24 protein-coding genes are annotated in these 25,587 nt (G+C 62.9%); 4 read left to right on the top strand and 20 right to left on the bottom strand.

All coding sequences use genetic code 11. The features are described from left to right. Positions 1-7 precede the first annotated feature (7 nt). Genes astB through ACJ8M3_RS03645 form a run of 4 tightly spaced genes read right to left on the bottom strand, consistent with a single transcriptional unit; the run spans position 8 to position 5,174 of the window. The gene (gene astB, locus ACJ8M3_RS03660) at positions 8-1,348 is read right to left on the bottom strand and encodes an N-succinylarginine dihydrolase (protein WP_033643406.1); all 1,341 of its coding nucleotides are present in this window, start codon (positions 1,346-1,348) and stop codon (positions 8-10) included. Positions 1,349-1,400: 52 nt separating this feature from the next. Further along, positions 1,401-2,873 (bottom strand): succinylglutamate-semialdehyde dehydrogenase, encoded by a 1,473-nt coding sequence (gene astD, locus ACJ8M3_RS03655; protein ID WP_046896729.1) that lies wholly within the window; start codon positions 2,871-2,873, stop codon positions 1,401-1,403. Continuing rightward, a complete protein-coding gene (gene astA, locus ACJ8M3_RS03650) occupies positions 2,873-3,907 on the bottom strand; it encodes an arginine N-succinyltransferase (protein WP_004934585.1) in 1,035 nt (344 codons plus the stop codon). Before astA ends, astD begins: the two co-directional genes overlap by 1 nt. Before the next feature lie 52 nt (positions 3,908-3,959). After that, positions 3,960-5,174 carry an aspartate aminotransferase family protein gene (locus ACJ8M3_RS03645; protein ID WP_089197150.1) on the bottom strand — a complete coding sequence of 405 codons (1,215 nt, stop codon included), beginning with the start codon at positions 5,172-5,174 and terminating at the stop codon, positions 3,960-3,962. Positions 5,175-5,849: 675 nt separating this feature from the next. Between ACJ8M3_RS03645 and ACJ8M3_RS03640 the strand changes: the two genes are divergently transcribed. Further along, entirely contained in the window at positions 5,850-6,824 is a 975-nt protein-coding gene (locus ACJ8M3_RS03640; protein ID WP_442514608.1) for an alpha/beta hydrolase, read from the top strand. 2 nt (positions 6,825-6,826) lie between these two features. Here the strand turns inward: ACJ8M3_RS03640 and ACJ8M3_RS03635 are convergent, their stop codons facing one another. The 6 genes from ACJ8M3_RS03635 to ACJ8M3_RS03610 form a co-directional block, all read right to left on the bottom strand. Further along, positions 6,827-7,795 carry an ABC transporter ATP-binding protein gene (locus ACJ8M3_RS03635; protein ID WP_033650921.1) on the bottom strand — a complete coding sequence of 323 codons (969 nt, stop codon included), beginning with the start codon at positions 7,793-7,795 and terminating at the stop codon, positions 6,827-6,829. Continuing rightward, positions 7,785-8,771: an ABC transporter ATP-binding protein gene (locus tag ACJ8M3_RS03630; RefSeq protein WP_142002579.1), complete on the bottom strand. Its 987-nt coding sequence runs from the start codon at positions 8,769-8,771 to the stop codon at positions 7,785-7,787. Before ACJ8M3_RS03630 ends, ACJ8M3_RS03635 begins: the two co-directional genes overlap by 11 nt. After that, positions 8,768-9,718: an oligopeptide ABC transporter permease gene (opp4C, locus tag ACJ8M3_RS03625; RefSeq protein WP_046687269.1), complete on the bottom strand. Its 951-nt coding sequence runs from the start codon at positions 9,716-9,718 to the stop codon at positions 8,768-8,770. The genes ACJ8M3_RS03630 and opp4C overlap by 4 nt, the downstream gene beginning before the upstream one ends. A 4-nt stretch (positions 9,719-9,722) precedes the next feature. Further along, on the bottom strand, positions 9,723-10,679 hold the full coding sequence (locus ACJ8M3_RS03620) for an ABC transporter permease (protein WP_004934604.1): 957 nt from the start codon (positions 10,677-10,679) through the stop codon (positions 9,723-9,725). A gap of 48 nt (positions 10,680-10,727) precedes the next feature. Beyond that, positions 10,728-12,416: an ABC transporter substrate-binding protein gene (locus ACJ8M3_RS03615; protein WP_188050045.1), complete on the bottom strand. Its 1,689-nt coding sequence runs from the start codon at positions 12,414-12,416 to the stop codon at positions 10,728-10,730. 154 nt (positions 12,417-12,570) lie between these two features. Then, a complete protein-coding gene (locus ACJ8M3_RS03610) occupies positions 12,571-13,989 on the bottom strand; it encodes an aminotransferase-like domain-containing protein (RefSeq protein ID WP_042784770.1) in 1,419 nt (472 codons plus the stop codon). 144 nt (positions 13,990-14,133) lie between these two features. On the opposite strand from ACJ8M3_RS03610, the gene ACJ8M3_RS03605 reads away from it, so the two are divergent. The 3 genes from ACJ8M3_RS03605 to ACJ8M3_RS03595 are packed head-to-tail and all read left to right on the top strand — an operon-like array spanning position 14,134 to position 16,711. Next, on the top strand, positions 14,134-15,534 hold the full coding sequence (locus ACJ8M3_RS03605) for a cytochrome ubiquinol oxidase subunit I (protein WP_004934615.1): 1,401 nt from the start codon (positions 14,134-14,136) through the stop codon (positions 15,532-15,534). A 2-nt stretch (positions 15,535-15,536) separates the two neighbouring features. Next, positions 15,537-16,544, top strand: a complete 1,008-nt coding sequence (gene cydB / locus ACJ8M3_RS03600; protein ID WP_033650915.1) for a cytochrome d ubiquinol oxidase subunit II — start codon at positions 15,537-15,539, stop codon at positions 16,542-16,544. A gap of 14 nt (positions 16,545-16,558) precedes the next feature. Further along, complete coding sequence (locus tag ACJ8M3_RS03595) at positions 16,559-16,711, top strand: DUF2474 domain-containing protein (RefSeq protein ID WP_071605360.1); 153 nt, start codon at positions 16,559-16,561, stop codon at positions 16,709-16,711. Between the two features lie 9 nt (positions 16,712-16,720). Here the strand turns inward: ACJ8M3_RS03595 and ACJ8M3_RS03590 are convergent, their stop codons facing one another. The 10 genes from ACJ8M3_RS03590 to ACJ8M3_RS03545 all read right to left on the bottom strand — a co-directional run bounded on the left by ACJ8M3_RS03590 (position 16,721) and on the right by ACJ8M3_RS03545 (position 25,318). Next, a complete protein-coding gene (locus tag ACJ8M3_RS03590; protein WP_033643416.1) occupies positions 16,721-16,987 on the bottom strand; it encodes a hypothetical protein in 267 nt (88 codons plus the stop codon). Further along, on the bottom strand, positions 16,984-17,208 hold the full coding sequence (locus ACJ8M3_RS03585; RefSeq protein ID WP_025303190.1) for a hypothetical protein: 225 nt from the start codon (positions 17,206-17,208) through the stop codon (positions 16,984-16,986). Before ACJ8M3_RS03585 ends, ACJ8M3_RS03590 begins: the two co-directional genes overlap by 4 nt. Positions 17,209-17,314: 106 nt before the next feature. Continuing rightward, the gene (locus ACJ8M3_RS03580; RefSeq protein WP_122003914.1) at positions 17,315-18,400 is read right to left on the bottom strand and encodes an acyl-CoA desaturase; all 1,086 of its coding nucleotides are present in this window, start codon (positions 18,398-18,400) and stop codon (positions 17,315-17,317) included. After that, entirely contained in the window at positions 18,397-19,479 is a 1,083-nt protein-coding gene (locus ACJ8M3_RS03575) for a fatty acid desaturase family protein (protein ID WP_069100984.1), read from the bottom strand. Before ACJ8M3_RS03575 ends, ACJ8M3_RS03580 begins: the two co-directional genes overlap by 4 nt. Continuing rightward, a complete protein-coding gene (locus tag ACJ8M3_RS03570; RefSeq protein ID WP_197822382.1) occupies positions 19,472-20,605 on the bottom strand; it encodes a sterol desaturase family protein in 1,134 nt (377 codons plus the stop codon). The genes ACJ8M3_RS03575 and ACJ8M3_RS03570 overlap by 8 nt, the downstream gene beginning before the upstream one ends. Beyond that, positions 20,602-21,219: a phosphatase PAP2 family protein gene (locus ACJ8M3_RS03565; RefSeq protein ID WP_033650909.1), complete on the bottom strand. Its 618-nt coding sequence runs from the start codon at positions 21,217-21,219 to the stop codon at positions 20,602-20,604. Before ACJ8M3_RS03565 ends, ACJ8M3_RS03570 begins: the two co-directional genes overlap by 4 nt. Next, positions 21,216-22,502: a F390 synthetase-related protein gene (locus ACJ8M3_RS03560; protein WP_442514607.1), complete on the bottom strand. Its 1,287-nt coding sequence runs from the start codon at positions 22,500-22,502 to the stop codon at positions 21,216-21,218. The genes ACJ8M3_RS03565 and ACJ8M3_RS03560 overlap by 4 nt, the downstream gene beginning before the upstream one ends. Continuing rightward, positions 22,499-23,305: an MBL fold metallo-hydrolase gene (locus ACJ8M3_RS03555; RefSeq protein WP_197822381.1), complete on the bottom strand. Its 807-nt coding sequence runs from the start codon at positions 23,303-23,305 to the stop codon at positions 22,499-22,501. The genes ACJ8M3_RS03560 and ACJ8M3_RS03555 overlap by 4 nt, the downstream gene beginning before the upstream one ends. After that, entirely contained in the window at positions 23,298-24,314 is a 1,017-nt protein-coding gene (locus tag ACJ8M3_RS03550; RefSeq protein WP_442514606.1) for an NAD-dependent epimerase/dehydratase family protein, read from the bottom strand. Before ACJ8M3_RS03550 ends, ACJ8M3_RS03555 begins: the two co-directional genes overlap by 8 nt. Continuing rightward, on the bottom strand, positions 24,311-25,318 hold the full coding sequence (locus ACJ8M3_RS03545) for a 3-oxoacyl-[acyl-carrier-protein] synthase III C-terminal domain-containing protein (RefSeq protein ID WP_096242331.1): 1,008 nt from the start codon (positions 25,316-25,318) through the stop codon (positions 24,311-24,313). Before ACJ8M3_RS03545 ends, ACJ8M3_RS03550 begins: the two co-directional genes overlap by 4 nt. Positions 25,319-25,587 lie beyond the last annotated feature (269 nt).

Raw genomic sequence — 25,587 nt, 5'->3', positions numbered from 1 at the left:
GCCTCCCTTATCGTTGGAACGGATAGATGGACCCGAGACCGAGGATCGACGTCAGCGAATCCAACGCCTCGCGCCCTTCGCGCAGCAGCAGCGGATCGGCCAGGTCATCCTGCGTCAGGCGATCGCGGTAATGACGATCCACCCACTCGTTCAGCGTCGCGAACAGCCGATCGTTCATCATGACGCGCGGATTCACCGCCCGCAGCTCTTGATCGTTGAGCGCCACCCGCAGCCTCAGGCAGGCCGGGCCGCCGCCGTTGCGCATGCTTTCGCGCAGATCGAACACGCGGATTTCATCGATCGGGCCGCCGCTGCCGACCATCTCGTTCAGATAGCGCCACACGCCGGCATGCTGGCGCGACTCTTCCGGCACCACGATCATCATCTTGCCGTTCGGCTTGGTGAGAATTTGGCTGTTGAACAGATAAGTCGCCACCGCGTCCGCCACCGAGACGCGCTCCGTCGGCACTTCGATCGCCACCAGCTCGCTGTCCAGCGTCGCCATCTTGCGGCGCACTTCATCCAGCGCCTGTTGCTGGCGGTAAAACGCCTGCTGGTGGTGGAACAGCACGTTCTGGTTGCTGACCGCAATCACGTCGTTATGGAACACGCCCTGGTCGATCACCGCCGGGTTTTGCTGCACGAAGACCGTATGCTGCTCGTCCAATTGGTGCAGCCGAGCGATCGCCTCACCGGCTTCGCGCGTCTGGCGCGCAGGATAACGCGCCGGCGCCGTTTCGCCGCCAAACTCCTGGCGACCGTAAACGAACACCTGCACGCTGCGCCTGGCATAATCGCCGCCCAGCCGGTTATGGTTGGCCGCCCCTTCGTCCCCGAACAACGCCACCTGCGGCAGCGCTTCATGGTGGGCGAAATGCCGGTCGTCGTTAAACATCGCCCGCAAAACGTCGGTGGTCGTTTCCGCTTCAATGGCGCGGTGGAATTTATTGTTCAGGTTGGCGGCGGTGAAATGCACCTTGCCGTCTGCGCTGTCCGCCGAGGGGGACACCGTGGCCGCATTGGCGGTCCACATGCAGGACGCCGAACTGAGCGCCGACAGCAAACGCGGCGATTGACGCATCGCCTGCGCCAGCACCGCCTCATCGCTGCCGCTGAAGCCCAGGCGACGCAGCATCGGCAAATGCGGCCGCTCCTGCGGCGGCAATACCCCTTGCTGGAAACCGAGATCGGCCAGCGCCTTCATTTTCAGCAGCCCCTGCTTCGCCGCCAGCTGTGGGTTCGATACGCTGTTTTGATGCTGCGTAGAGGCCTCGTTACCGAACGACAGCCCGGCATAGTGGTGCGTCGGCCCCACCAAACCGTCGAAATTGACTTCATATCCTGACATGGCTATCCCCTGGGGATGGCCTGCGGCGACGCCATGACGCCGCCGCAGACGATTAACGGAACGACAAGCCCGGCGAGAGCGTCGCCGGCAGCGACAGGCTTTCGCTTTCCAGCGACGCCATCGGCCAGGCGCAATAGTCCGCCGCATAGAAGGCGCTTGGGCGATGGTTGCCGGAAGCCCCCACGCCGCCGAACGGCGCCGCGCTGGACGCCCCGGTCAACGGCTTGTTCCAGTTGACGATGCCGGCGCGCGCTTCCAGCAGCAGCCTCTCGAACAGCTCGCGCTGCGGCGAGACCAATCCCACCGACAGGCCGTAGCGCGTCTGGTTGGCGAGCCGCAGGGCCTCGTCGAAATCGCGGTAACGCACGATCGTGGTCAACGGCCCGAAGTACTCTTCATCCGGCACGCCGGCCACGCCGGTCAGCTCGATGATGCCCGGGCTGAGCAGCGAACTGCCCGGCTCCAGCAGACGCATGGCCAGCAGCGATTTGCCGCCCAGCGCCAGCAAGCGCTGCTGCGCTTTCAGCATGTTTTCCGCTGCGGCCGCCGACACTACGCCGCCCATGAACGGCTGCGGTTCGGCATCCCAACGGCCGACGCGCAGCTCGCCCGCCACCTGAACCAAACGCGCGATAAAGGCGTCGCCTTCCGCCCCCTGCTTAACCAAAATGCGGCGTGAACAGGTGCAGCGTTGGCCGGCGGAGATAAACGCCGACTGGATAGCCAGGTTGACCGCCGCGTCGCGATCCTCGAAACCATCGACGATCAGCGCGTTGTTGCCGCCCATCTCCAGCGCCAGGATCTTCTCCGGCTGCCCCGCCAATTGGCGATGCAGGTGGTAACCGGTGCCGGCGCTGCCGGTGAACAACAGGCCGTCGATATCCGCACTGGCCGCCAGCGCCTCGCCGGTTTCCCGGCCGCCCTGCACCAGATTGATCACCCCGTCCGGCAGACCGGCCTTCAGCCACAGCTTCAGGGTCTCCTCGGCGGTCAGCGGCGTCAGTTCGCTCGGCTTGAACACCACGCAGTTTCCGGCCAGCAGCGCCGGCACGATATGGCCGTTCGGCAGATGGCCGGGGAAGTTGTAAGGCCCGAACACCGCCAGCACGCCGTGCGGGCGATGGCGCAGCACCGAAGCGCCGTCGGCCATCGCCGTCTGGCTAAAACCGGTGCGCGCCTGATAGGCCTGCAGTGAAATGCCCACCTTGCCGATCATCGCCTGAATTTCGGTCAGGGTTTCCCAGCGCGGTTTGCCGGTCTCACGGCTGATGGTTTCCGCCAGCGACTGTTTATGTTCTTCCAGCAAAGCGGCGAAGCGTTTCACCAGCTGTTCACGCTGCTCGAACGGCGTACGCGCCCAGCCGGGGAATGCGGCGCGCGCGGCTTCGCAGGCGGCGGCGACGTCATCGGCGTCGGCGGCGTTGGCGCGCCACAGCGGCTGATTGCCGACCGGATCGGCCTTGCCGAACTCCGCGCCGCGGCCCTGCCGCCAGACGCCGTTAATCAACAGTGCAGGATGGGACATCATGCTTTCTCCTGTGCAATAAGGGGGAGTACCCGCACCGGGCTGCCCTGCTCGACGCCGAGCGCCGCAGCGGTGGCGGCGTTGATATGCAGGCGGTCGTCATACAGATCGGCATTGACCAACAGTGCGCGGTAATTCTGATAGTTGTCGTTGGCGACCAGATGGACCGGCGCATCGGCGCGCATCGGCGTGTCATCCAGCACCACTTTGACCAGGCGGCTCTGCTTCACCGCACGGATGTGGTCGATTTCGGCTTCCAGCGTCGGGCCACCGTCGAAGATATCGACGTAGCCCTGATAGCTCAGGCCTTCCGCCTCCAGCAGGCGGCGCGCCGGCAGGGTTTGCGGGTGCACTTCACCGATCACCTTCTGCGCGTCTTCGGCCAGGAAATCGACATACAACGGATGTTTCGGCATCAGTTCGGCGATAAACGCTTTTTGTCCGGTGCCGCTCAGGTAGTCCGCCTTGGCGAACTCGATGGAGAAGAAACGGTGGCCGACGCTCTCCCAGAACGGCGAACGGCCGTTTTCATCGGAGAAACCGCGCATCTCGGCGATCAGACGGCGGGAGAAGCGTTCACGGAACGCGGCGATAAACAGGAAACGCACCTTCGACAGCAGCTTGCCGTTCTCGCCGTGACGATAGTCCGGATCGAGGAACAGCGTGCACAGCTCCGAATGGCCGGTATGATCGTTGCTGAGGAACAGGGTCGGCACCGATTTATAGACGTTCAGCTGTTTGGAAGCATGCACCTGCGTGCCGACGCGGAAGCTGTACCAGGGTTCCGCCAGGCCGACGGCCACTTCGATCGCGCAGACCCCCACCGCCTGCCGGCGCTCGCTGTCTTCCAACACGAACAAATAACACTGGTCACTTTGCGGAAGTTCGCCTTGCCAGGTTTTTAACGCCCGCTCAATGCGTGCCGACAGGGTATCTTCATTTTGCGGCAGCGACGTGAGACCGATACCGGATTTGCCGGCAAGCGTCAGCAAATCCGCCAAATCGCGGCGCTCTATAGGGCGAATAATCATCATAATGCGAACCTCTTCTGAATCAGGCTGCGCCGATGAAGGCGCAGCCCGCTGATTAGCTGCAAATGCGCGCCACGGCGCGCGCGAATCGCGCCAGCCCCTCTTTCACATCCTGCTCAGGGATGATCAGCGACGGCGTGAAACGCACCACGTCCGGGCCGGCGATCAGCGCGATAACGCCTTCTTCGTTGGCCAGTTGGGTGATCTGCTTCGCTTTGCCGGCATAGTCTTTCTTCAGTTGGCAGCCGATCAGCAAACCGCCGCCGCGGATCTCGGCGAAGATCGGATACTGGCGGTTGATGTCGTTCAACCCGTCGATGAACCACTGGTGGCGCTGCTTGACGCCTTCCAGCACTTCCGGGGTATTGATGATGGAGAACACTTCCCCCGCCACCGCCGTCGCCAGCGGGTTGCCGCCGTAGGTGGTGCCGTGAGTGCCGACGCCCAGCGTTTTCGCCAGCGCATCGGTGGTCAGCATGGCGCCGATCGGGAAGCCGCCGCCCAGCGCTTTCGCGGTGGTCAGCACGTCCGGCACCACGCCGTACTGCATATAGGCATACAGATGGCCGGTGCGGCCGACGCCGGTCTGCACTTCGTCGAAGATCAGCAGCGCGTTATGGCGATCGCACAGTTCACGCAGCCCCTGCAGGAAACTGGCTTCCGCCGGCAGCACGCCGCCTTCGCCCTGGATAGGCTCGACGATCACCGCGCAGGTGCGATCGTTGATAAGCTCGGCCGCCGCGGCCAGATCGTTATACGGCGTATGGGTGATACCGCCCGGCAGCGGCGCAAAGTCCTGCGAATATTTTGGCTGGCCGCCGGCGGACACGGTAAACAGCGTACGGCCGTGGAACGCGTTGTTGAACGCCACAATATGATCTTTACCGGCGCCGTGCTGGTCATGCGCATGTTTGCGCGCCAGTTTCAGCGCCGCTTCGTTGGCTTCTGCGCCCGAGTTACAGAAAAATACCTTGTCGGCGAACGTGGCGTCGATCAGTTTTTTGGCCAGGCGCAGCACCGGTTCGTTGGTATAGCCATTGCCCAGATGCCACAGTTTGCCCGCCTGCTCCACCAGCGCCGCCTTGACCGCCGGGTGCGCATGGCCCAACGCGTTAACCGCGATGCCGCCGGCGAAATCGATGTAAGACTTACCCTGTTGATCCCACACCTGCGATCCTTCACCCCGCACCAGAATAAAATCGGCAGGGGCATAAACCGGGACCATCCAGTCATCGAAAGACTGGCGGGTAACTGCGATTGGCTGTTCCATAGTGACCTCATAATCTCAGCAAAGGCTGAATTTTGACTGTAAGGACCGCGCAAGCCCGGCTAGGCCGCCACAATGCAAAAAAACCGCTGCTCAAAACCGACTTTCCCGGCGGAGAAAATGCTGTCTCTCACCGCTGATTTAGAAACAAATCTGTTACATAAAATCGGTTTTTCACTATTTATGGCGCTTATCCGGTCCCTGAGCGGGGAGTAAATGTTAACGAGCAGTTAAAATACATGTCGTTTGATAAAGAGTGTAGAGCAGCTATCGTGCCAAAACGGGATTTTTGCCGGATTTTGCTATTTTTTACGTTAAAACAACGGCTTATAATGCATATTTATTCATTTTATATGCATTTGCAATGCATAATTTAAAAAATAAGGCCTAAAATCATCATTGCTCGCGAAATCCTATTCAATTGCGAAAAACTTCAGGATTTCTGATCGCGCTCGCAAAAATAATTTCATCCGATTTGCTCGCCATCACACTTTTTGCCCCAACCCGGTGCAGCGCTGCGCCAGGATCGGGCAATGCGGCGACGAAGCGCCTATTCCATCGGCAGCGCCCCGGAAAACGAACCGCGCCGATCGCCGCCGGCCGCGGCTCCCGCTTTATGCGCCAACGACTACACTGTGATTCTGACCGCACTTTTTCTTCTGCGCACAAGGAGTCACCATGCCCAAACGAACCGTCGATCTCAGCCGGCCTCTCCTCCAGCACGACATCCGCGCGTTTCTCGAGACGCTGAATGCCGCCGGCGGTAAACCTATGGAACAAATGAAGCCCAAAGAGGCGCGCAGAGTTTTGGAAGCGGCGCAGCGCAGCGTAGACGTGCCGCTGCGCGAGGTGGAGATCAGCGAGAAAACCATTCACGTAGAAGGCCAGGATATTCTGCTGCAGCTGGTGCGGCCGGCCAGGGTCAAGGAGACATTGCCGGTATTCATGTTCTTTCACGGCGGCGGCTGGGTGCTGGGCGATTTTCCCACCCATGAACGGCTGGTGCGCGATCTGGTTTACAGCTCCGGCGCGGCGGCGGTGTTCGTCAACTACCCCCGCTCACCGGAAGCTCACTATCCGCAGGCGATCAATCTGGCTTACGCCGCCACGGAATGGGTGGCCGAATATGGCGAAAAAATCAACGTCGACGGTTCACGGCTGGCGGTGGTCGGCAACAGCGTCGGCGGCAATATGGCGGCGGTAGTCAGCCTGATGGCCAAAGAAAAAGGCCTACCGGCATTGCGTTGCCAGATCCTGCTGTGGCCCGTTACGCACGCCCATTTTGATACCGATTCCTATCATCAGTTCGCCGAAGGCCATTTCCTGACCCGCAATATGATGAAGTGGTTTTGGGACAGCTATGCGCCCGATAAGGCGCAGCGCAAAGACATCTACGCCTCGCCGCTCAACGCTACGCCGGAACAGCTGCGGGGCTTGCCGACGGCGCTGGTGCAGACCGCCGAGCTGGACGTGCTGCGCGATGAGGGTGAAGCCTACGCGCGTCTGCTCGACGCCGCCGGCGTCGAGGTCACCTCTACCCGCTACAACGGGCTAATTCACGACTACGGCCTGTTGAACCCGCTCGCCCACGTCCCGGCGGTGCATTCGGCGATCCACCAGGCCGGGCGCGCGTTGAAACACTACCTGTCCTGACGCTAACCGACCAGGTGGCAAGCCACCTGATGACCGGGCGCCACGCTGCGCAGCTGCGGCGCCTGTTCGCGGCACTGCGCCGTGGCCAGCGGGCAGCGGGGATGGAAACGGCAGCCGCGCGGCGGGTTGGCGGGGTTCGGCGGCTCGCCGCCGGCCACCCACGCCGGCGCGCGTTGCGCATCCAGCGTCGGCACCGCCGCCAACAAGGCCTGCGTGTAAGGATGCAGCGGTTGTCGGAACAGCGCATCGCGATCGGCGCTCTCAACGATCTGCCCCAGATACATCACCGCCACATCCTGGCACAGATGCTCCACCACGCCGAGATCGTGCGAGATAAACAGCAGCGTCACCCCCTGCCGCTCCTGTAAATCGGAAAACAGATTGATGATCTGCGCCTGAATCGACACGTCGAGCGCCGATATCGGCTCATCGGCGACGATAAATTCCGGTTGCAGGATCAACGCGCGCGCAATGCCGATACGCTGCCGCTGGCCGCCGGAAAACTCATGCGGAAACCGCCCGTAATGCTGTGAGGACAACCCGCAGATCGCCAGGGTATCGAGCACCCGTTCGCGCAGTTCCGCCTTGCTCGCCAGGCCGTGTTGCAACAGCGCTTCCCCAATGGCGTCGCCCACGCGCAGACGCGGATTCAGCGAGCTGTAAGGATCCTGAAACACCAGCTGCATTTTCGGCCGCAGGGCGCGCAACGCGTCCTTGCTCAGGCCGTCCAACGCCTGCCCTTTGAACAGCACCTCACCGGCGGTTTTGTCGTGCAGGCCGAGCAGCGTGCGGCCAACGGTGGTTTTGCCGCTGCCGGACTCGCCCACCAGCCCGAAAACGCGCCCCTTGCGGATGCTGAAGCTGACATCATCCACCGCCTTCAGTTGGCCGGTGGTGCGCCCGAACAGCCCGTCGCGCAGCGGAAAATATTTCTTTAACCCCTTTACCTCCACCAAAGGTTCAGTCGACATACGGATGCCCTCCGGCATTGAGAAAACAGGCGGACTGACGCTGACGGGAGCCGTACAGCGGCGGAATGCCGTCGCGGCAGCGAGCGGAGGCCTGCGCGCAGCGCTCGGCGAAAGCGCAATGCTCCGGCAGCCGCGCCAGATCCGGCACCTGACCGGGAATGGAGTACAAGCGGCGTCGCCGCTGCCCCGGCACCGGCCGCGAAGCGATCAGCCCCTGCGTATAGGGATGTCGCGGCTCGTCCAGCACTTCCCGGGTCGTTCCCTGCTCGACGACGCGCCCGGCGTACATCACCGCCAGCCGATCGGCCATCTGGGCGATCACCCCGAGATCGTGGGTGATCAAGATCATCGCCATGTTGTGTCGCCGGCTCTGCTCGCGCAGCAACGCCAGGATCTGCGCCTGCACCGTAACGTCGAGCGCCGTGGTCGGTTCGTCGGCGATCAGCAGCGCCGGCCGGCACCCGATCGCCATGGCGATCATCACGCGCTGCAGCATGCCGCCGGAAAGCTGATGCGGATAGCAGCGCATCAGCGCCTCCGCGCGAGCCAACCCCACTTCCGTCAAGAGTTGAATCGCCTGGCGCCAGGCCGCTTTCGGCGACAGGGTCAGGTGGCGAATCAGCGGCTCCACCAGCTGTTCGCCAAGGGTCAACACCGGATTCAGCGCGCTCATCGGCTCTTGAAAGATCATCGCCAGCCGGTTGCCGCGCAGATCCGCCATCTTGGATGCCCGCAGCGACAGCAGGTTTTGCCCTTCAAAGCGAATCTCACCGCCGTCTATCTGCGCCAGCGGCTGCGGCAACAGCCCCATCAGCGCCATGGCGGTCACGCTTTTGCCGCAGCCCGATTCGCCGACGATCCCCAGCGTTTGCCCGGCCTGCAGTTCAAGGCTGACCTGTTGCACCGCCCGCACCGGCCCCTGCTCGCCATGAAACGACACCGACAGCCGGTCGAACGCCACCAGCGGTTGACTCATCGTTTTACCCCGCTCATTTTCGGATCGAGCGCGTCCCGCAGGCCGTCGCCCAAGATATTGATCGCCACCACGGTGACGAAGATCGCCAGCCCCGGCGGCATCCACAGCCAGGGGCGGCGCTGAAAGTCGATCAGGCTATTGGCGGCGTCCATCATGTTGCCCCACGACGGCGTCGGCGGCACCACGCCCAGCCCAAGGTAGCTCAACGCCGACTCGCTGAGGATGGCGTTGGCCACAGCCATGGTGGCGACCACCACCAAAATCGGCACGGTATTGGGCAACAGATGGCCGAAGAGGCGCCGCCGAGTGGAGAGCCCCAGCACTTCGGTGGCCAACATGAAATCCCGCTCGCGCAGCGACAGGATCTGGCCGCGCACCAGCCGCGCCAGCGACGGCCAGCCCAGCAGGCTCAGCATGATCATCACCATGTAGATACGGTAGTCCGGCGACACGTCGAGTTCGGTCAGCATCGCCCCCATGATGATCAGCAGCGGCAGGCCAGGAATGGTCATCAACAGATCGGCGAAGCGCATGATCAACCGATCCGCCACGCCCCCCAGATAACCGGCGAACGCCCCCAGTACATAGCCCAGCGTCACCGACAGCAGCATCGACACCAGGCCGATGGTCAGCGATATTCGCCCCGCCAGCAGCAGCCGGGTGCAAATATCGCGGCCGAGAAAGTCGGTGCCCAACCAATGCGCGCCGCTCGGCGCCTGATTGATGTTCAGCACATCGCCGGCGTCGTCAGGCCACGGCGACAGCGACGGCCCAATCAGGCACAGCAGCGCCAACAGCACCAGCAGCGCCAGCGAGATCATCGCCGGTCGGTGGCGGCGCAGACGGCGCCAGGCCTGCGCGGCGGGCGGCGGAGACAGCTGCGCCAGCGCCGGCAACTGCGCCTGGCGCCAGCGGCGACGGCGCCCGAAAAACAGCGTTACCCACATCGTGTTACCTCAAGCGAATGCGTGGATCGGCGTAGGCGTACAGAATGTCCGCCAGCAGATTGCCGAGAATGGTCAGCGCCGCCAGAAACAGCGTGAACCCCATCAATACCGGATAATCGCGCGCCGCCAGCGAATCGATATGGATATGCCCGGCGCCCGGCCAGTTGAAGATTTTTTCGGTGATCAGCGCGCCGGAGAACAATCCCGGCAGCTCGAACCCCAGCAGGGTGATGATCGGCAACAGCGCATTGCGCAGCGCGTGTTTGAGGATCACCGTTTTCTCCCTGAGCCCTTTGGCGCGCGCGGTGCGGATATAGTCCATGCGGATCACCTCCAGCATGCTGGCGCGAAAATAGCGCGTCAGGCTGCCGGCCTGCAGCATCACCAGCGCCAGCACCGGCAACAGCAGGTGCGCCGCCACCTCCAGCGCCCAGGCCAGCCCGCTCGCTTCGCTGCCGGTGCGCAACATGCCGCCCGCCGGCAACCAGTGCAGATCGACGGCGAACCATTTGATCAGCAATAGGCAAAGGAAAAACGTCGGAAACGACATGGCGGCGAACACCGCCACGGTGATCAGATGATCGAACAGCGAATAGGGTTTCATCGCCGAGATCACTCCCACCGCCAGCGCGATGCCCCAATACAGCACCATCGCCACCGCCGCCAGCAGGAACGAGTTCCAGATGTATTGGTTCAGCAGCGTGCTGACCGGGATCTGATACTGCAGCGAGAAGCCGAGATCGCCCTGCAACAGCCGGCCAAGCCAATGCAGGTAACGGCTGAACAAGGGCTGATCCAACCCATACAGCGCCCGCAGCTCGGCGGCGCGTTGCGCGGTCAGGTTGATATTGCCGTCGATAAAGTCGCCGGGCGCCAGGGCGAAGATGCAAAAAATCAGCAATGAAGCCAGCAACAGCATCGGGATAGTCTGCAACAAACGGCGCAGGATAAAATTTCTCATCGCGAATTCCATCGCCGCCGCCCGGAATGGCGCGGCGGCATCGGGGCGTTACGGCGCCGGTTTGACGTTCGGCAGGCTGCCGACCAGTCCGTTGTAGATATCCGGTTTAAAGCCGGTGACGCGCGCGCTGCTGGCGCTCAAGATTTCGCGGTTGCCGAGCAGGATCACCGGCGGATCGTCCGCCAGCACCTGATACAGCTGATGGTACAGCGGCTTACGCTGCGCGATATCCAGCGTGGCATTGGCTTTGGCGATCAGCGCGTCCACCTGCGGGTTGTGGTAGCCGGTCTCGCTCTCGCGGCTGATGAAGTCGCGTACGCCGTCGTGCGGATCGTTCAGCGTGCTGGTGCTGAGAGACGCCAGGTCGTAATTGCCCGCCTTGCGCTGCGCCAGCAGCGCGTTGAAATCCAATACCTGCGGTTTCAGCACCACGCCGAGCCGGCGGTAGTTATCCTTGGCGATCGGCACCAGCGCGTCGTTGATCAGCTTTTTGGTCACCAGTAGCGTCAGCTCCAGCTTTTTACCGTCTTTCTGCCGGATGCCGTCAGCGCCCACCTGCCAGCCTGCCTCGTCCAACAGCTTTTTGGCCTTATCGAGATCGTAAGCGTAAGGATTGATGCCGTTGGCGTCGTAAGCCCAGGAGATCGTCGAAATCGGCTGGTTGGCGACCTTGCCGTACCCTTGGTACACCACGGCGATCAGTTTTTGCCGATCGAGGCCGTAGATCAGCGCCTGACGCACCCGCTTGTCCTGCAGCGCCGGGCGTCTGAGGTTGAAATCAACCCGGCTGTAATCGCTCGAGCTGTAAAGGTTGATATTGGCGAAACCGAGCAGCTTGAGCTGTTCGATATCGTCCGGCTTGGCGGTAAAGGCGTCGTAGTCGGTCTCACCGGTCTGGAACAGCTGGAAGTTGGTGGCCGGGTTGGTGACGCGATAGATAAAGCGCGCCATCGGCGGCGGGCCGAGGTAGAAGTTCGGGTTGGCGTGGAAGCGGATTTCCTGCCCCGGCACGTACTTGTCGTAAATGTAGGGGCCGTTGCCGAGCGGCTTGCCGTTCAAGGCGCGCACGCCGTCGAGCTTGCCGCGCTGATAGTCTTTGCCGTAGTAAGCCCGCGACAATACCGGCCCGCCAATCAGTTGCAACGTGGTCGCGCCCGGTTGGGTGGTGACGATCTGAATGGTGCGATCGTCGATCACCTTCAGCCCGCTGATGCCGGCCGCGGTGCCGTTTTTATACTCGGCGCCGCCCTGAATGTGCGCCGGCGTGATATCGGTATCGCCGTCATAGGCCGGGTCATGCAGCAGCGTCAGGGTAAAGGCGATATCGTCGGCCTTCAGCGGCGAGCCGTCGCTGTAGACCAGATTCGGCCGCAGCTTGATGGTGTAGGTCAGATTATCGGGGCTGACCTGCCAGGACTCCGCCAGGCGCCCTTCCGGTTTGCCCTGGCTGTCCAGGCCGATCAGCCGGCTGAAGATTACGTCGGTCACGTTCTCGTCCCAGCCGTTGGTGAACAGATACGGGTTGAAAATCCCCTGCGGCTCCGAGATGCCCGCCACGACGGTATCTTTGCGCAGTTTGGCGGCGGCCGGCACCCGAGCGGCGTCGCTGGCCGGCGTAATGCCTTCGGCCAGCGTTTCCGCCTGCGCGGCGGTGCTCAATCCCAGCGCGCAGACCAACGCCAGCGGCGTCAGCCGATAGCGCAACAGTTTGTTTAGCTTATTTTTTATTCCACTCACCCACTGCCCCTCGTCTACCCGTTGATAAAAATGTGACAAAATTTATCGCAGAGTAATGGGCGGCTGGAGGGCTGTCTAACAACGAAACCGGCATTCCATTGCCGAAAAAAGCATTATGAATTTTTCTGGGGCGAAGCGGCGGGAAAAACGCGATTCAGCCGGCCGCCGCCAGCCCCCGGATAAGTTTGGCTAAGGTTTTTATCGCCTCTTCAAAGCGGTCATTCCATTCAAACGAGGCGTTGAGACGGAAGCAGTGGTTGAAATGGTCGCCGGTGGTAAACATGCGCCCCGGCGCGATGCTGATGCCCCGTGCGAGTGCGCGCCGGTACAGCTCCATCGACGACAGCGCCGGGTCGAGTTCCAGCCACAGGAAATACCCGCCGTCGGGCTGACTGACTTTCACCGTCGGCGGAAAATGGTGGGCGATCGCCTGACGCATTGCGCTTTGGCGCTGGGCCAGCAGGCGGCGCAGCCGCCGCAGATGGGTGTCGTAGCCGCCGTGCAGCAGATAATCCGCCAGCGCCATCTGGGTCGGCACGCTGGTGGAAACGGTGCTCATCAGCTGCAAACGCTGGATCTGTTGCGCATAACGCCCCGCCGCCACCCAGCCGACGCGAAAGCCCGGCGCCAGACATTTGGAAAATGACGAGCAGTGCAGGATCTGGCCGCCGCTGTCGAGCGCCTTCGCCGGCAACGGCCGTTCGGCGCTGAAGTACAGCTCGCCGTAGACATCGTCTTCGATCAGCGAGATCTGCCGTTCGCGCAGCAGCGCCACCAGACGCTGCTTGTTGGCCTCCGGCAGGGTGGCGCCCTGCGGGTTCTGGAAGTGGGTCATCAGCCAGCAGGCTTTGATCGGATACTGCTCCACCGCCTGCTGCAACGCGTCCAGATCGATACCGTCCTGCGGATGCGTGGCGATCGCCACCGCCTTCAGCCGCAGCCGTTCCAGCGCCTGCAGCGCGCCGTAAAACGCCGGCGACTCGATCGCCACATAGTCGCCCGGTTGGGTCACCGCCTGCAGGCTGAGGCTGAGCGACTCCATCGCCCCGGCGGTGATGACGATCTCGTCCGGCGCGACCTGCATGCCGCTCAGCGCATAGCGTTGGGCAATGTGCCGCCGCAGCGCGTCGTTGCCCGGCGGCAGGTTGACCAGCGAACTGTGCGGCGTGAACTTGCGCGCTACGCTGCTCAGCGCCCGCGCCAGCTTCGGCTGGGCGAACAGCGTGGCGTCGGGAAACGCCGAACCGAAAGGCACGATGTCCGGATCCTTGCAGGCCTGCAGCACGTCGAAAATAAAGGCGTTGATGTCCACCTGTTCGCTCAGCAGCAGTTTCTCGCCGCGCGAAGGCTGCGGCAGCGGCTGCGGACGCGCCGCCACATAGTAGCCCGACTGCGGCCGGGCGACGATCCACCCCTGGCTCTCCAGCAGTTGATAAGACTGCACCACCGTCATCAGGCTCAATCCGGCGCGTTTGCCGCTCTCGCGCAGCGAAGGCAGCTTGTCGCCCGCCCGCCACACCCGGTTCTGGATCTGTTCTCTAATCTGCTGCGCAAGCTGCTCGTATCGGGTCATAACCATTAACTGTTATATGAAAAAGTAAAATAACTGTCACTATTATAGGCACTGTACTCCGTGCTTAACTTAACGCCAAGCATTTCACATAAAAATGACAGCTATACTCAAGAGGTTAATTTATGTTCAACCCTAGGAGGCGCCATGCTGGGTCTTGATGCACTGGAACTTGCCAGAATACAGTTCGCCTTCACCGTGTCTTTCCATATCATTTTCCCCGCCATCACCATCGGTTTAGCCAGCTATCTGGCGGTGCTGGAAGGATTATGGTTGAAAACGCACAATGAAGCCTATCGTGAGCTTTATCACTTCTGGTCAAAGATTTTCGCCGTTAACTTCGGCATGGGCGTGGTATCCGGGCTGGTGATGGCTTACCAGTTCGGCACCAACTGGAGCTTCTTCTCCGAGTTCGCCGGCAGCATTACCGGGCCGCTGCTGACTTATGAAGTGCTGACCGCCTTCTTCCTCGAAGCCGGTTTCCTCGGCGTGATGCTGTTCGGCTGGAACCGCGTCGGCCCCGGCCTGCACTTCTTCGCCACCTGCATGGTGGCGCTCGGCACGCTGATCTCCACCTTCTGGATCCTGGCCTCCAACAGCTGGATGCAGACCCCGCAAGGGCATGAAATCATCAATGGCCAGGTGGTGCCGGTTGACTGGCTGAAGGTCATCTTCAACCCGTCCTTCCCGTATCGCCTGCTGCACATGTCCACCGCCGCCTTCCTCTCCTCGGCGTTCTTCGTCGGCGCGTCCGCCGCCTGGCATCTGCTGCGCGGCCGCGACACGCCGGCGATGCGCAAGATGCTGTCGATGGCGATGTGGATGGCGCTGATCGTCGCGCCGGTGCAGGCGCTGATCGGCGATGCGCACGGCCTGAATACGCTGAAACATCAGCCGGCGAAGATCGCCGCCATCGAAGGCCACTGGGAAAACCCGCCGGGCGAAGCCACGCCGCTGATCCTGGTCGGTTGGCCGGACATGCAGCGTGAAGAGACCCGCTTCAAGCTGGAAGTGCCCTATCTCGGCAGCCTGATCCTGACGCACAGCCTGACCGAGCAGGTGCCGGCGCTCAAATCGTTCCCGCCGGAAGATCGCCCCAACTCCACCGTGGTGTTCTGGTCGTTCCGCATCATGGTCGGGCTGGGCATGCTGATGATCCTGGCCGGGGTGTGGAGCCTGTGGCTGCGCTGGCGCGGCGGGCTCTATCAGTCGCGTCCGTTCCTGTATTTCATCCTGTGGATGGGCCCTTCCGGGCTGCTGGCGCTGCTGGCGGGCTGGTTCACCACCGAGATAGGCCGCCAGCCGTGGGTGGTGTACGGCCTGCTGCGCACCAAGGATGCGGTGTCCGCGCACGGCGATCTGCACATGAGCATCAGCCTGCTGGCGTTCATCATCGTCTACTGCTCGGTGTTCGGCGTGGGCTACTCCTACATGATGCGCCTGATCCGCAAAGGGCCGCAGCCGCATGAACACCAAGAAGACAATACCGAGGGCCGCCCGGCGCGTCCGCTGTCCGCGGTCAACGACACTCTGGACGACAGGAGCTGAACATGGGTATCGATCTTCCGCTGATTTGGTTTGTCATCATCGTGTTCAGCACCATGATGTACGTGGTGATGGACGGTTTCGATTTGGGCATCGGCATTCTGTTTCCGTGGGTGAAGGCGAGCGGCGACCGCGATCTGATGATGAACACCGTCGCCCCGGTGTGGGACGGCAATGAGACCTGGCTGGTGCTGGGCGGCGCGGCGCTGTTTGGCGCCTTCCCGCTGGCCTACTCGGTGATCCTCGACGCGCTGGCGATCCCGCTGACGCTGATGCTGATCGGGCTGATTTTCCGCGGCGTGGCCTTCGAGTTTCGCTTCAAGGCGACGCCGGAGAAGCGCCATATCTGGGATAAAGCGTTCATCTGGGGCTCTCTCTTCGCCACCTTCAGCCAGGGGGTGGTGGTGGGCGCCGTGATCAACGGCTTCCCGGTAGAAGGCCGCACCTACGCCGGCGGCGCGCTGGACTGGCTGACGCCGTTCGCGCTGTTCTGCGGGCTGGGGCTGGTGGTGACTTACGCCCTGCTCGGCTGTACCTGGCTGGTGATGAAAACCGCCGGTGACCTGCAGGCGCGCATGTATCACCTGGCGACGCCGCTGCTGGCGATCCTGCTGCTGGTGCTGGCTGCGGTCAGCATCTGGACGCCGATCGCGCATCCCGAAATCGCCGCGCGCTGGTTTACGCTGCCGAACCTGTTCTGGCTGCTGCCGGTGCCGGTACTGGTGCTGCTCAGCGCCTGGGGGATCCGGCATGGGGTGAAACGCGGCGCGCACTACTCGCCGTTCATGCTGACGCTGCTGCTGGTGTTCCTCGGCCTGAGCGGGCTTGGCATCAGCATCTGGCCGCACCTGATCCCGCCGGCCATCAGCCTGTGGGACGCCGCCGCGCCGCCGCAGAGCCTCGGCTTTATGCTGGTCGGCGCGCTGTTCATCATCCCAATCATTCTGGTCTACACCTTCTGGAGCTACTACGTGTTCCGCGGCAAGATCAGCCATGAACACGGCTATCACTGAGGAAGGAGGACGCTATGCAAGATAAAACGGCAACCGCCGCTCCGGCGCCCTGGTGGAAACGCATCGGTTGGCTGGTGATCATCTGGAGCGCCAGCGTGCTGGGGTTATTCGTGGTTGCCTCACTGTTCCGCCTGCTGATGACCGCGGCGGGCATGAAGTCGCATTGACGTGACGCCTTATCTGGACGCGCTGTTGGGAAAGTAAAAAGAGACCACCAGCGTGACCAGCGGCAAGGCGCCGATCTTCACCAGCTCAAACACCTGATTCAGCGCTTCGTTTTTCTCCCAATACGCGTGGGCGGCGAATACGCCCACGCTGACCGCGAATATCCCGCACAGCACCTGGCGTGCCAGGCGCAGCCGCTCCATTTCGTCGAAGACCAAGACCTGCTCCAGATAAACCTGGCTGGCCTCATCGCGCAGATTACGGCTTTCGATGTTCATGGGAAGATCTCCACGACCCGCCCCACCGCTTCAAGCTGTTCACCCTTCTCCCGTACAATGCCAAGAGAAGTACCATCCTGTTTCATCCAGTACTTATCGGCAAGGGTAATCAGTGCAAACGCCATTTTGATTACCTCGGTTTTTTCCATCCCGTGACGCCGGGCGATATCGTTCAGATCATCATCAATTTTGTTCGATAACCGAATCGGCAAGCTGCGCATAGTCCACCTCCTGTGGCCGTTGATTCACAGAGGGAAAGTCTACTGGAAGGGCAAATATCGTTCAATTAGTGAACTGCGTAACGCCTCGCACAATTCGCATGCAACGCTAGTGCGGCTTGCGGCCCATCGCGCTGAGGAAGCGTTGCTGCAGACGCAACAGCTCCTCCAGCTCCAGCAGGCGGTAGTCGATGCCGAAGCGCGGCGCCACCTCGCCGATGATGCGGCTGAGCGCCGGGTAATGGCGGTGGCTCCAGTGCGGAAACAGATGATGCGTCAAATGCAGGTTCGCCCCGCCCAGCCAATAACCCAGCCAGCGCGGCCGAGTCTGCCAGTCGAACGTGGTGGCGAACACATGGTGATACCAACCGTGCGGCATCGCGCCCTGCGCCGGCGCCTGATAAAAGTTGGCCTTGGCCCAGTGGGTGCCGATGATCAACATCACGAACAGCAATGAAGAAAGCATCTGGCTCAGCAAATAGACCAGCAGAATTTGCCCGATGCCGATAGCCGGCGGCAACAGCCAACATGGGATCGCCAGCGCCAGCAGCAGGTGCGCCGCCTTCCCCGCCAGAAACCCGCTCCAGCCGCGTACGCCCTGCTGCGCCATGCGCGCCGCCACGCGGGTGCGGCCCGCCCTGTCCAACCAATCGAACAGCCAGATGTAGTACGGAAAAGTCAGCGCCGCCACCAACGGCCAATAGTAACGCTGCGCGCGCATAAAGGGCCGCCAGCGCTGGAACGGCGTTTGCCGCAGCACGCCATTGGCGTCGATGTCGGGGTCGTAATGTTCGATGTTGTTATGGGCATGGTGGAACAACACGTGCCGCACGCGCCAACAGTCGGGATCCAGCCCCAGCGGCACGCTCACCAGTGCGTTCAGCCAGCGGTTGGCCCAAGGGCGGCGGAAAAACGCGTTGTGCGAGGCGTCGTGCACCACGTTCACCGTCAGGAACATGCCGATAAAGATAAAGCCGAAATAACAAGCGAAAAACGCCCAGCCGTTATGCTGCTGCAGGCTCAACCCGTAACACAGGCCGCACAGCGCCAGCAGCAGCGCCACCTTCGCCAGCATGCCGCCGTCGGCGAAGCGGTGATCGCCGTTGGCCGCCAGATAATGCTGTGCGGCCTGCATCAGCGCGCGGTGCAACCCATTGTCGTCGCGCCGATAGGCTAACGGACGCAGCGGTTTCATGGCTGTCCCATCCGGCGTAAGAAGCGCTGTTGTTGCGCCAGCAGTTCACGATAGCCAATGCAGCGGTACGCCATGCCGTGCCGCTGCGCGACCTCCGCTACCGCGGCAGCCAGGGCCGGATAGTGGCGATGATTCCAGCCGGGAAACAGGTGATGGGTCAGGTGATAGTTCAGCCCGCCGGTCAGATGCTCCAGCCAGCGCGGTTCGGGCTGCCAGTCGCAGGCGGTGGCGAAATTGTGCCGATACCAGCCTTGCGGCATGCTGTCGCCCGTCGGCGCCGGGTAAAACTCGGCCTGCGCCCAATGGGTGCCCAGCAGCAAGAACACCACCAGCAGCGAGGCGCACATCTGGCTGAGGGCGTAAGCCAGCAACACCCAGCCCCAGCCGATGCCGTGCAAGTGGCCAACGACCAGCGGCGCCACCAGCACCAGCACCAGATGCGCGAGCTTGCACAGCACGAACAGCGCCCAACCGCCGCGCCCCGCCAGCACGCGTTTTTCCCGCAGCGGCGTTTTATCGAGCCGATCGGACCAATCGAAAATCCAGGCGATATAGGGCAGCGAGAGCGCGGCGATCAGCGGCCAGTACAGATGCTGATAGCGCATATGGGGCCGCCAGCGCTGGAACGGTGTCTGGCGGAAAAAGCCGTTCTCTTCGGTATCCAGATCGTAATGTTCGACGTTGGCGTAAACGTGGTGATAATCCACATGCCGCGTGCGCCAGTAGTCCGGATCGACGCCCAGCGGCAGCGTCACCAGCCGCCCCACCAGCCGATTGGCCCAGGGCGCACGCAGGAAAGCGTTATGCGAAGCATCGTGGTTGACGTTGACATTGAGCAGCATGCCCATGGTCACGAACAGGAAATAGCAGAGGAAAAACGCCCAGGGCTGATGCTGCAGCAGGCTCAGCGCGTAAAACCCGACGCACAACGCCAGCAACAGCGCGGCCTTGGCCAATCGCGCGGCATCGGCATAGCGATGATCGCCCGCCAGACAGGCGTGGGCCGCGCGCTTAAGATCGCGGTGGAAGGCCTGTTCGCCATCGGCGGGAAAACGCAGCGGCGGCAATGATTCAGCCATGCGGTTCCTCCACAGCGGCCGGTGCGGCTACTCTTCCCCAGCCCAACGCGACGCACAGGGCATGCAACGCCACGGCGGCCATGGCGATATGCCAATAGCGCTGCGGCCAACCGAGATAGCCGATAAACAGCAGCGGCATGCCTAGCGCGATCAGCAGCCAGACGGCGCTCGCCCACCGCCGCCCTTCCGTCATGCCGCCCAGCGCCACCGATCCCAACGCCAGCAGCGCCAACAGCGCCATTTGCGGCCAGCTGATGTCGCTATAGCCGTAACCGTATTGGTAGACGTAACCGACCACCAGCGAGAACAACAGCATGGCGCCGCTGAAAACGCTGAACGCCGAACGGCGGTCGCGTGGCCGGCCCGGCGCCGGGCGCCATGGCAGGCGCAAATAGCGCAGGAACGGCAGATTGCTCGCCCAGAATGGGTTGGCGGACGGCCTGTCGCCGCCGACGCCATAGCTGAACGGCGTGCTCGGCAATGCCGGGCAAAAGGTGCCGAACAGCTTGTCCCAGAAGATAAAGCTGCCGCCGAAATTCTTATTGGAATACGCCATGTCCTTGACGTGATGCACCCGGTGATGCGCCGGCGTGACCAGGATGTTTTCCAGCACGCCGAGCTTCGGCGTCAGCGCATTGTGGTTAAACAGCTGAATGCTGTAATGAAAAATAGAGACCGCAACGAACACCGACAGCGGCACCCCCGCCAGCGCCAGCAGCAAAAAGAACGGGATCGACGTCAGCGACGAATACCAGGAGTTGCGCACCCCCAGCGACAGATTAAAGTGCTCGCCCTGATGGTGCACCACGTGCACCGCCCACAGCAGGCGGAAACGGTGGTGCAGACGGTGCAGCCAGTAGAAACCGAAGTCCCACGCCAGCAGGGCGAACAGCCACATCAGCAGCGGCGGCCAGGCATCCAGCAGCCCCAGGCTGAAATGCGCGGCCACGTAGCCGTAGCAGGTGATCTCCAACCCGCGGAACAACCACAGCATGATATGGCCGGAATTCAGGTTGAACACCAGATCGTGCCAGTTGACCGGCTCGCGACGCCCCCACTGCAGCGCCACCGCCTCGGCCACCACGATGAACAGCATGAACACTATCGGCAATGCCAGATCGCTCATCCCATTTCTCCTTTAACGACGCGCCTGCGCAGGGTTTTCATGCGCAGGGCCAGCCAGCCGGCGAACAGCGCCAGCAGCGCGCCGCCGGCCAAATCGACAAACAAATGCCGACGCAGTTGCAGAATCGAGAACGCGATCGCCACGCCCCACAGCATCCACAGCGCCGTGCGCACTTTGCGCTCGCCGTCGCTCAGCGCCCACACCGCCAGCACCGTCAGCGCCATATGCAACGAAGGCAGGCAGTTTTGCGGCGAGTCCACCCGGGTTAACGCCGCCAGCAGTTGCGCGCTGATCCCGACGCCATCGTTCTGCGGATAGGCCATGGTGGTCGGCCACAGCAGATAAACCGCCCCGGCGCCCAGCGCGGTCAGCTGCATCGCCAGCGTCAGCCATTTGATCCGCGGCAGCGGCGCCAGCAGATAGCCCGCCGGGACGATGAGGAAGAACGACAGATAGAGCCAGATGGCCGTGGGGCTGAACGGGATCGCCCGATCAAGCGCCGACGGCGGCAACAGGGTTCCCGCCCCCTGCAGGCGATCGGTCAGGCTATACACCACGCCGACCGTGCCCCATCCCAGCAGCATGTGCCATAGCCTGAACAGTGCGCTTTTCATGCCTCCTCCGCCCGGCGCACGATGCGCCGCCGCTTGCGATCGAACTGCGGCAGCACCGCTTGCGCCGTCAACCGCCATTCGAGGCGATCGGTGGCGATGCCCTGACGAGCGAACAGCGCCATCAGCTGCGCCTGACAGTGCGCCAACGCCGCCGGGCTGCAATCGGCAATCAGCTCCAACCGCCGTTCGCCGCGCTGGATCAAGCGGTAATCGCTGGTCAGCGGCAACGCATTGGCGATCGTTCGGCTGCAGGCATCGGCGAACACCGCCTGCGGTTGCCGCTGCGCATCGGGCAGCATCAGCTGATCGTCGCGCCGCCCCTCGATACGCGCGATCGCCCGCGTCGGTTGCCCGCATGGGCAGGGTTCCTTGCGCAGCACCAATACATCGTCCAGCCGATAGCGCACGATCGGCTGCGTACTGCGGGTAAAATCGGTGATCAGCGGCGTGAAGCGCAGTTCGTCGATCCACTGCGGCTCGATATGCAAAAACTCCTCGTTCAGGTGCAAGGTGCCGTGCGCGCAGGTGGCGGCGAGGAACCCCTCGGTAGCCTGATACACTTCGCCGACCGCCGGAAACACCTGCTGCAGCAGGCGGCGATCCTGTTCTTCAAGCACCTCGGCGACCGAGATCACTTTTTTGACCGACAGCGTCACCTGCCCAGCCAGCACCGCCAACGCCAATGCGCGCAGCACCTGCGCCGGGGCTACGATGATGCTGGGCGCCTGCCGTTCCAATGCCGGCAAATGGCCGCTGAACGGCGCGAGCAAATCGTAAAACGCCAGGCTCAGCCAACGGTTGTTCACGCTGTGATAGAGATTATTGTCCGCGCGCAGAAACAGTGCGACGCGCTCGCCCGCCGACAGCCCGTCCGGCAGCATTTTCGCCAGCATGCCGCCGGCCCACACCTGCTGTTCCCGCGGGCTGACGACAAACACGCCGCGCTGCCCGGAAGTGCCGGACGACAATCCGACGCTGTAGCGCCCGATCTTCGGCGTGAAATCGCGATCCGCCTCGCTGCGCTGCGCGCAGGCCAGCACCGCATCGCACCGCAACCCGGCGGTGTTCATGCGGTCGAACTGCGCCATCATCAGCGCCTTGTCCATCTGCGGCCATTCGGCGAACGGCCGGCGGCTGAAGCCTTGAAAATAGGGACTCTTGCTCAGCACCCGGCGGGCAAAACCCTCAAGCTGTCGGGCCTGATGCGCCTCCAGCGCCGCACGATCGCCAAAGCGCAGGCGCCGGGCGCGGAAATAGTGCCAAAGGGTCATGAAGGGGATCACAGGTCCCCCTCGTGGCACAGCAAAATGTTGACCTGGCCGCCCGCCCACAGCTGGTTGAGCCGCTCCAGGGTGCGGGTGTAAGCCGCCGCGTCGTCCATCACCAGATTGGCCAGGCGCGAAGGCCCGCGCAGCGTCTGGTAACTCTGCGGCGACCAGGCGGCGTCGCTGGCCAGCAGCGTCCAGCCGGCGTCGGTGAGAATAAAGGCGCCGATATGGCCGGCCGCATGCCCCGGCAACGGCACCAGCACGATCTGCCCTTCACTGCCCGGCAGCGCGTAACCGCGATCGAACGGCGCCAACAGCGCGGGCAACGCCACCGCAGGAAAAGACTCCATAAACTGCAGACGGCTCTCGAAATCCGCCGGGATCAGGCCGGGAATAAAGGCGCGCTTCAGCGCCGCGAAACCGCGCAGCCCACGGGTTTGCTGCCAGCCCTCGCCGGAGCAAATAAAGTCGAGTTGGCTGAAATCCTGCAGCCCGGCGATGTGATCGGCGTGAAAATGCGAGACGATCAGCGCCTGAATATCCCCCTCGGCATAACCGGCTTCGCGCAGCTGATGCGCCAACGACTCGGCCGGATCGAAATAGACCGGCGTCATACGGCGGTAAAGGCTGAACAGCCCCGACTGCGTGTGCTGCTGAAAATAATGCGCGTAGCCGGTATCCCACAGCCAGCGGCGCTCCCCCACCTCCAGCAGATAGGCGCGCGCCGGGAATTTGCACACCCGGAACCCGGCGCCGCGCAGCGCCATGCAGCCGATATGCGTGCAATAGCCCACTTCGAAAACGGTGACCTTAGCCATGCTGTCCGCCTCCTTGCTGCCGCAGCCACTCGCCGGTCAGACGAATGCCCTCTTCCATCGAATAACGCGGCCGGTAACCCAGCTCTTCGATCGCGCGGGTCTGGCTCAGCGTCATGTCAAAATGCACCGCCGCCACGCTGTAGCGCGTCAACAGCGGTTCCTTGCCGCTCAGCGTCGCCCACAGCTCCATGCCGCCGGCCAGCGTATGCAGCAGCGGATACGGCACGGCCTGCAGCCGGTAACTCAGCCCCAGTTCCTGACGCAGCAACGCATCCAGCATCTCCGCCAGCCGCTGCGGTTGGTGGTTGGTGATGTTGTACACGGCGCCGGACGGCAATCCGCGCTGCCGGCTGGCCAGATCCATCGCGTGCACCACGTTGGGGGCGAAGGTCAGATCCAGCAGCGCTTGTCCGCCGCCGGGCAATCGCAATACCCCGCGGTCGCGTTCGAGCTGCTGCAACAGCCGCGGCACGATCACCCGATCGTGCGGGCCAAACAGGCCGCGCGGCCGCAGCATAATATAGGTGGTTTGCGGATAGATCTTCGCCTGCGCCAACAGGCGCTGCTCGGCCGCATACTTGCTGGCGGCATAGTGATTGGCGAAGCGCCGGGCGCGGTAACCCTCGTCAAGATCGTAATGCGGCTGAAAATCGAAGTAGATTGCCGGCGTGGAGATATGCACGAAGCGCCGCACGCCGCAGCGCCCGGCCGCCTCCGCCAGCTTATCCGTCGCCGCGGCGTTGATGCGGTGAAACTCCGCTTTGCCGCCCCAGGGCGAAGACTTGGCCGCGCAGTGCCAGACCCACTCGCAGTCGGTCACCAGCTCCCGACACTGCTGCGGCGTGGCCTGCGCCAGATCGAGCGCGCAAAACTCGGCGCCCAGCTGACGCAGCGTTGCGCCGGCCCGTTCATCGCGGCCGGTAGCGCGCACCTGATGTCCGGCCTCCAGCAACCACTGCGCCGCGTTGCGTCCCAGCCCGCTGGTCGCCCCGGTGACCAGCACCCTCATGGCAGCAACACCATGCCGGCCAGAGCCAGCCCGGCGGCGGTGCCGATCAGCATCACCGGCTGACCGGGATTGAAGCGCCCGGTGGTCACGGCGGCATGCAGCGCCGTCGGGATAGACGCCGCCACCTGATTGCCATGATGGCGGTAGATATCGACCAGCGCCTCGCTGGAGACGTGCAGCCGTTTGCGCATATGTTCGAGCGACAGATGGCTGGCCTGATGCGGCACCACGGTGGCGATCTGCGCCAGGGTCAGGCCGCTGGCGCTCAACAGCCGATCGAGGTAACCCTCAATCAGCGCCGACGCCTGGCGGAACAGCGGCTTGCCCTGCATATGAAACAGGAAGTCTTGCTCACACATGCCGGCGCGCGGGTTGCGACGCGTGCCGCCGGCCCGGATCTCGCACAGTTCGCTGCCGGTGGGGTAGGTTTCCACCAGGCTGGCGAGGATGCCGCTGGCGCCGTCGCCGCACTCCACAATGGCGCAGGCCGCGCCGTCGCCGAAGATCAGCGACGACTCTTCGTGCTGCCAGTCGATGCCGCGTGAAGCGAGATCCGCCGAGATGATGGCGATGCGTCGATACGTCCCGGCGTTCAGCAGCCCTGCCGCCACCTGCAGCGCAGAGATAAAGCTGACGCAGCTGCTGTTGATGTCGAAGCCCGGCGTGCCCGGCGCCAGCCCCGCCACCTTGAGAATGTGCGCGGCGGTGCACGGCAGCGCCTGCACCGAAATCGCCGAGGCAGAGATCAGCAGATCGATCGAGTCCGCCGGAATGGCGTGGCGAGCCAGCGCATCTTGCAGCGCGGCAGCGGCGAGTTCGGCCTGGCTGGCATCGTCGGCGGCGTGATAGCGGTAAACGATGCCCGAGCGTTTTTCAACGTAGCCGGCCGGTTTCCCCAGCCGAGCGTCGAGCGCAGAGGACGCCACGCGGTTAGGCGGCAACGCGGCCCCGGTGGCGATGATTTTCAGAGGCAGCAGCTCGGGTGAGCGTAATTGTGTGGTCATTATTGTTATTGATTAACCTGACTATCCATAAAGCGATTCTCCCGTACGGCGCGCAGGCCACACGGATCATCCCCGGTTTTTATGTCCCAAAATGCCTTTCATCAAGGCGGTATCTCTTGTTATCGGCTACCACAGGCCGACGTCCGTCGGCGGAAGCATAAACGTAACATAACTGAGATAGTGAGTTTACGACAAGGCGACGAGAATGGGCAGACGGCGGGAGAATTATCGGAATAGCGCCGCCGCTGGCGATCGGCGGCGGCGGGGTC

The organism is Serratia sp. CY55921 (assembly GCF_052167655.1).
GTDB classification, from domain to species: domain Bacteria; phylum Pseudomonadota; class Gammaproteobacteria; order Enterobacterales; family Enterobacteriaceae; genus Serratia; species Serratia ureilytica.
This window is presented reverse-complemented; position numbering and strand designations above follow the sequence as displayed.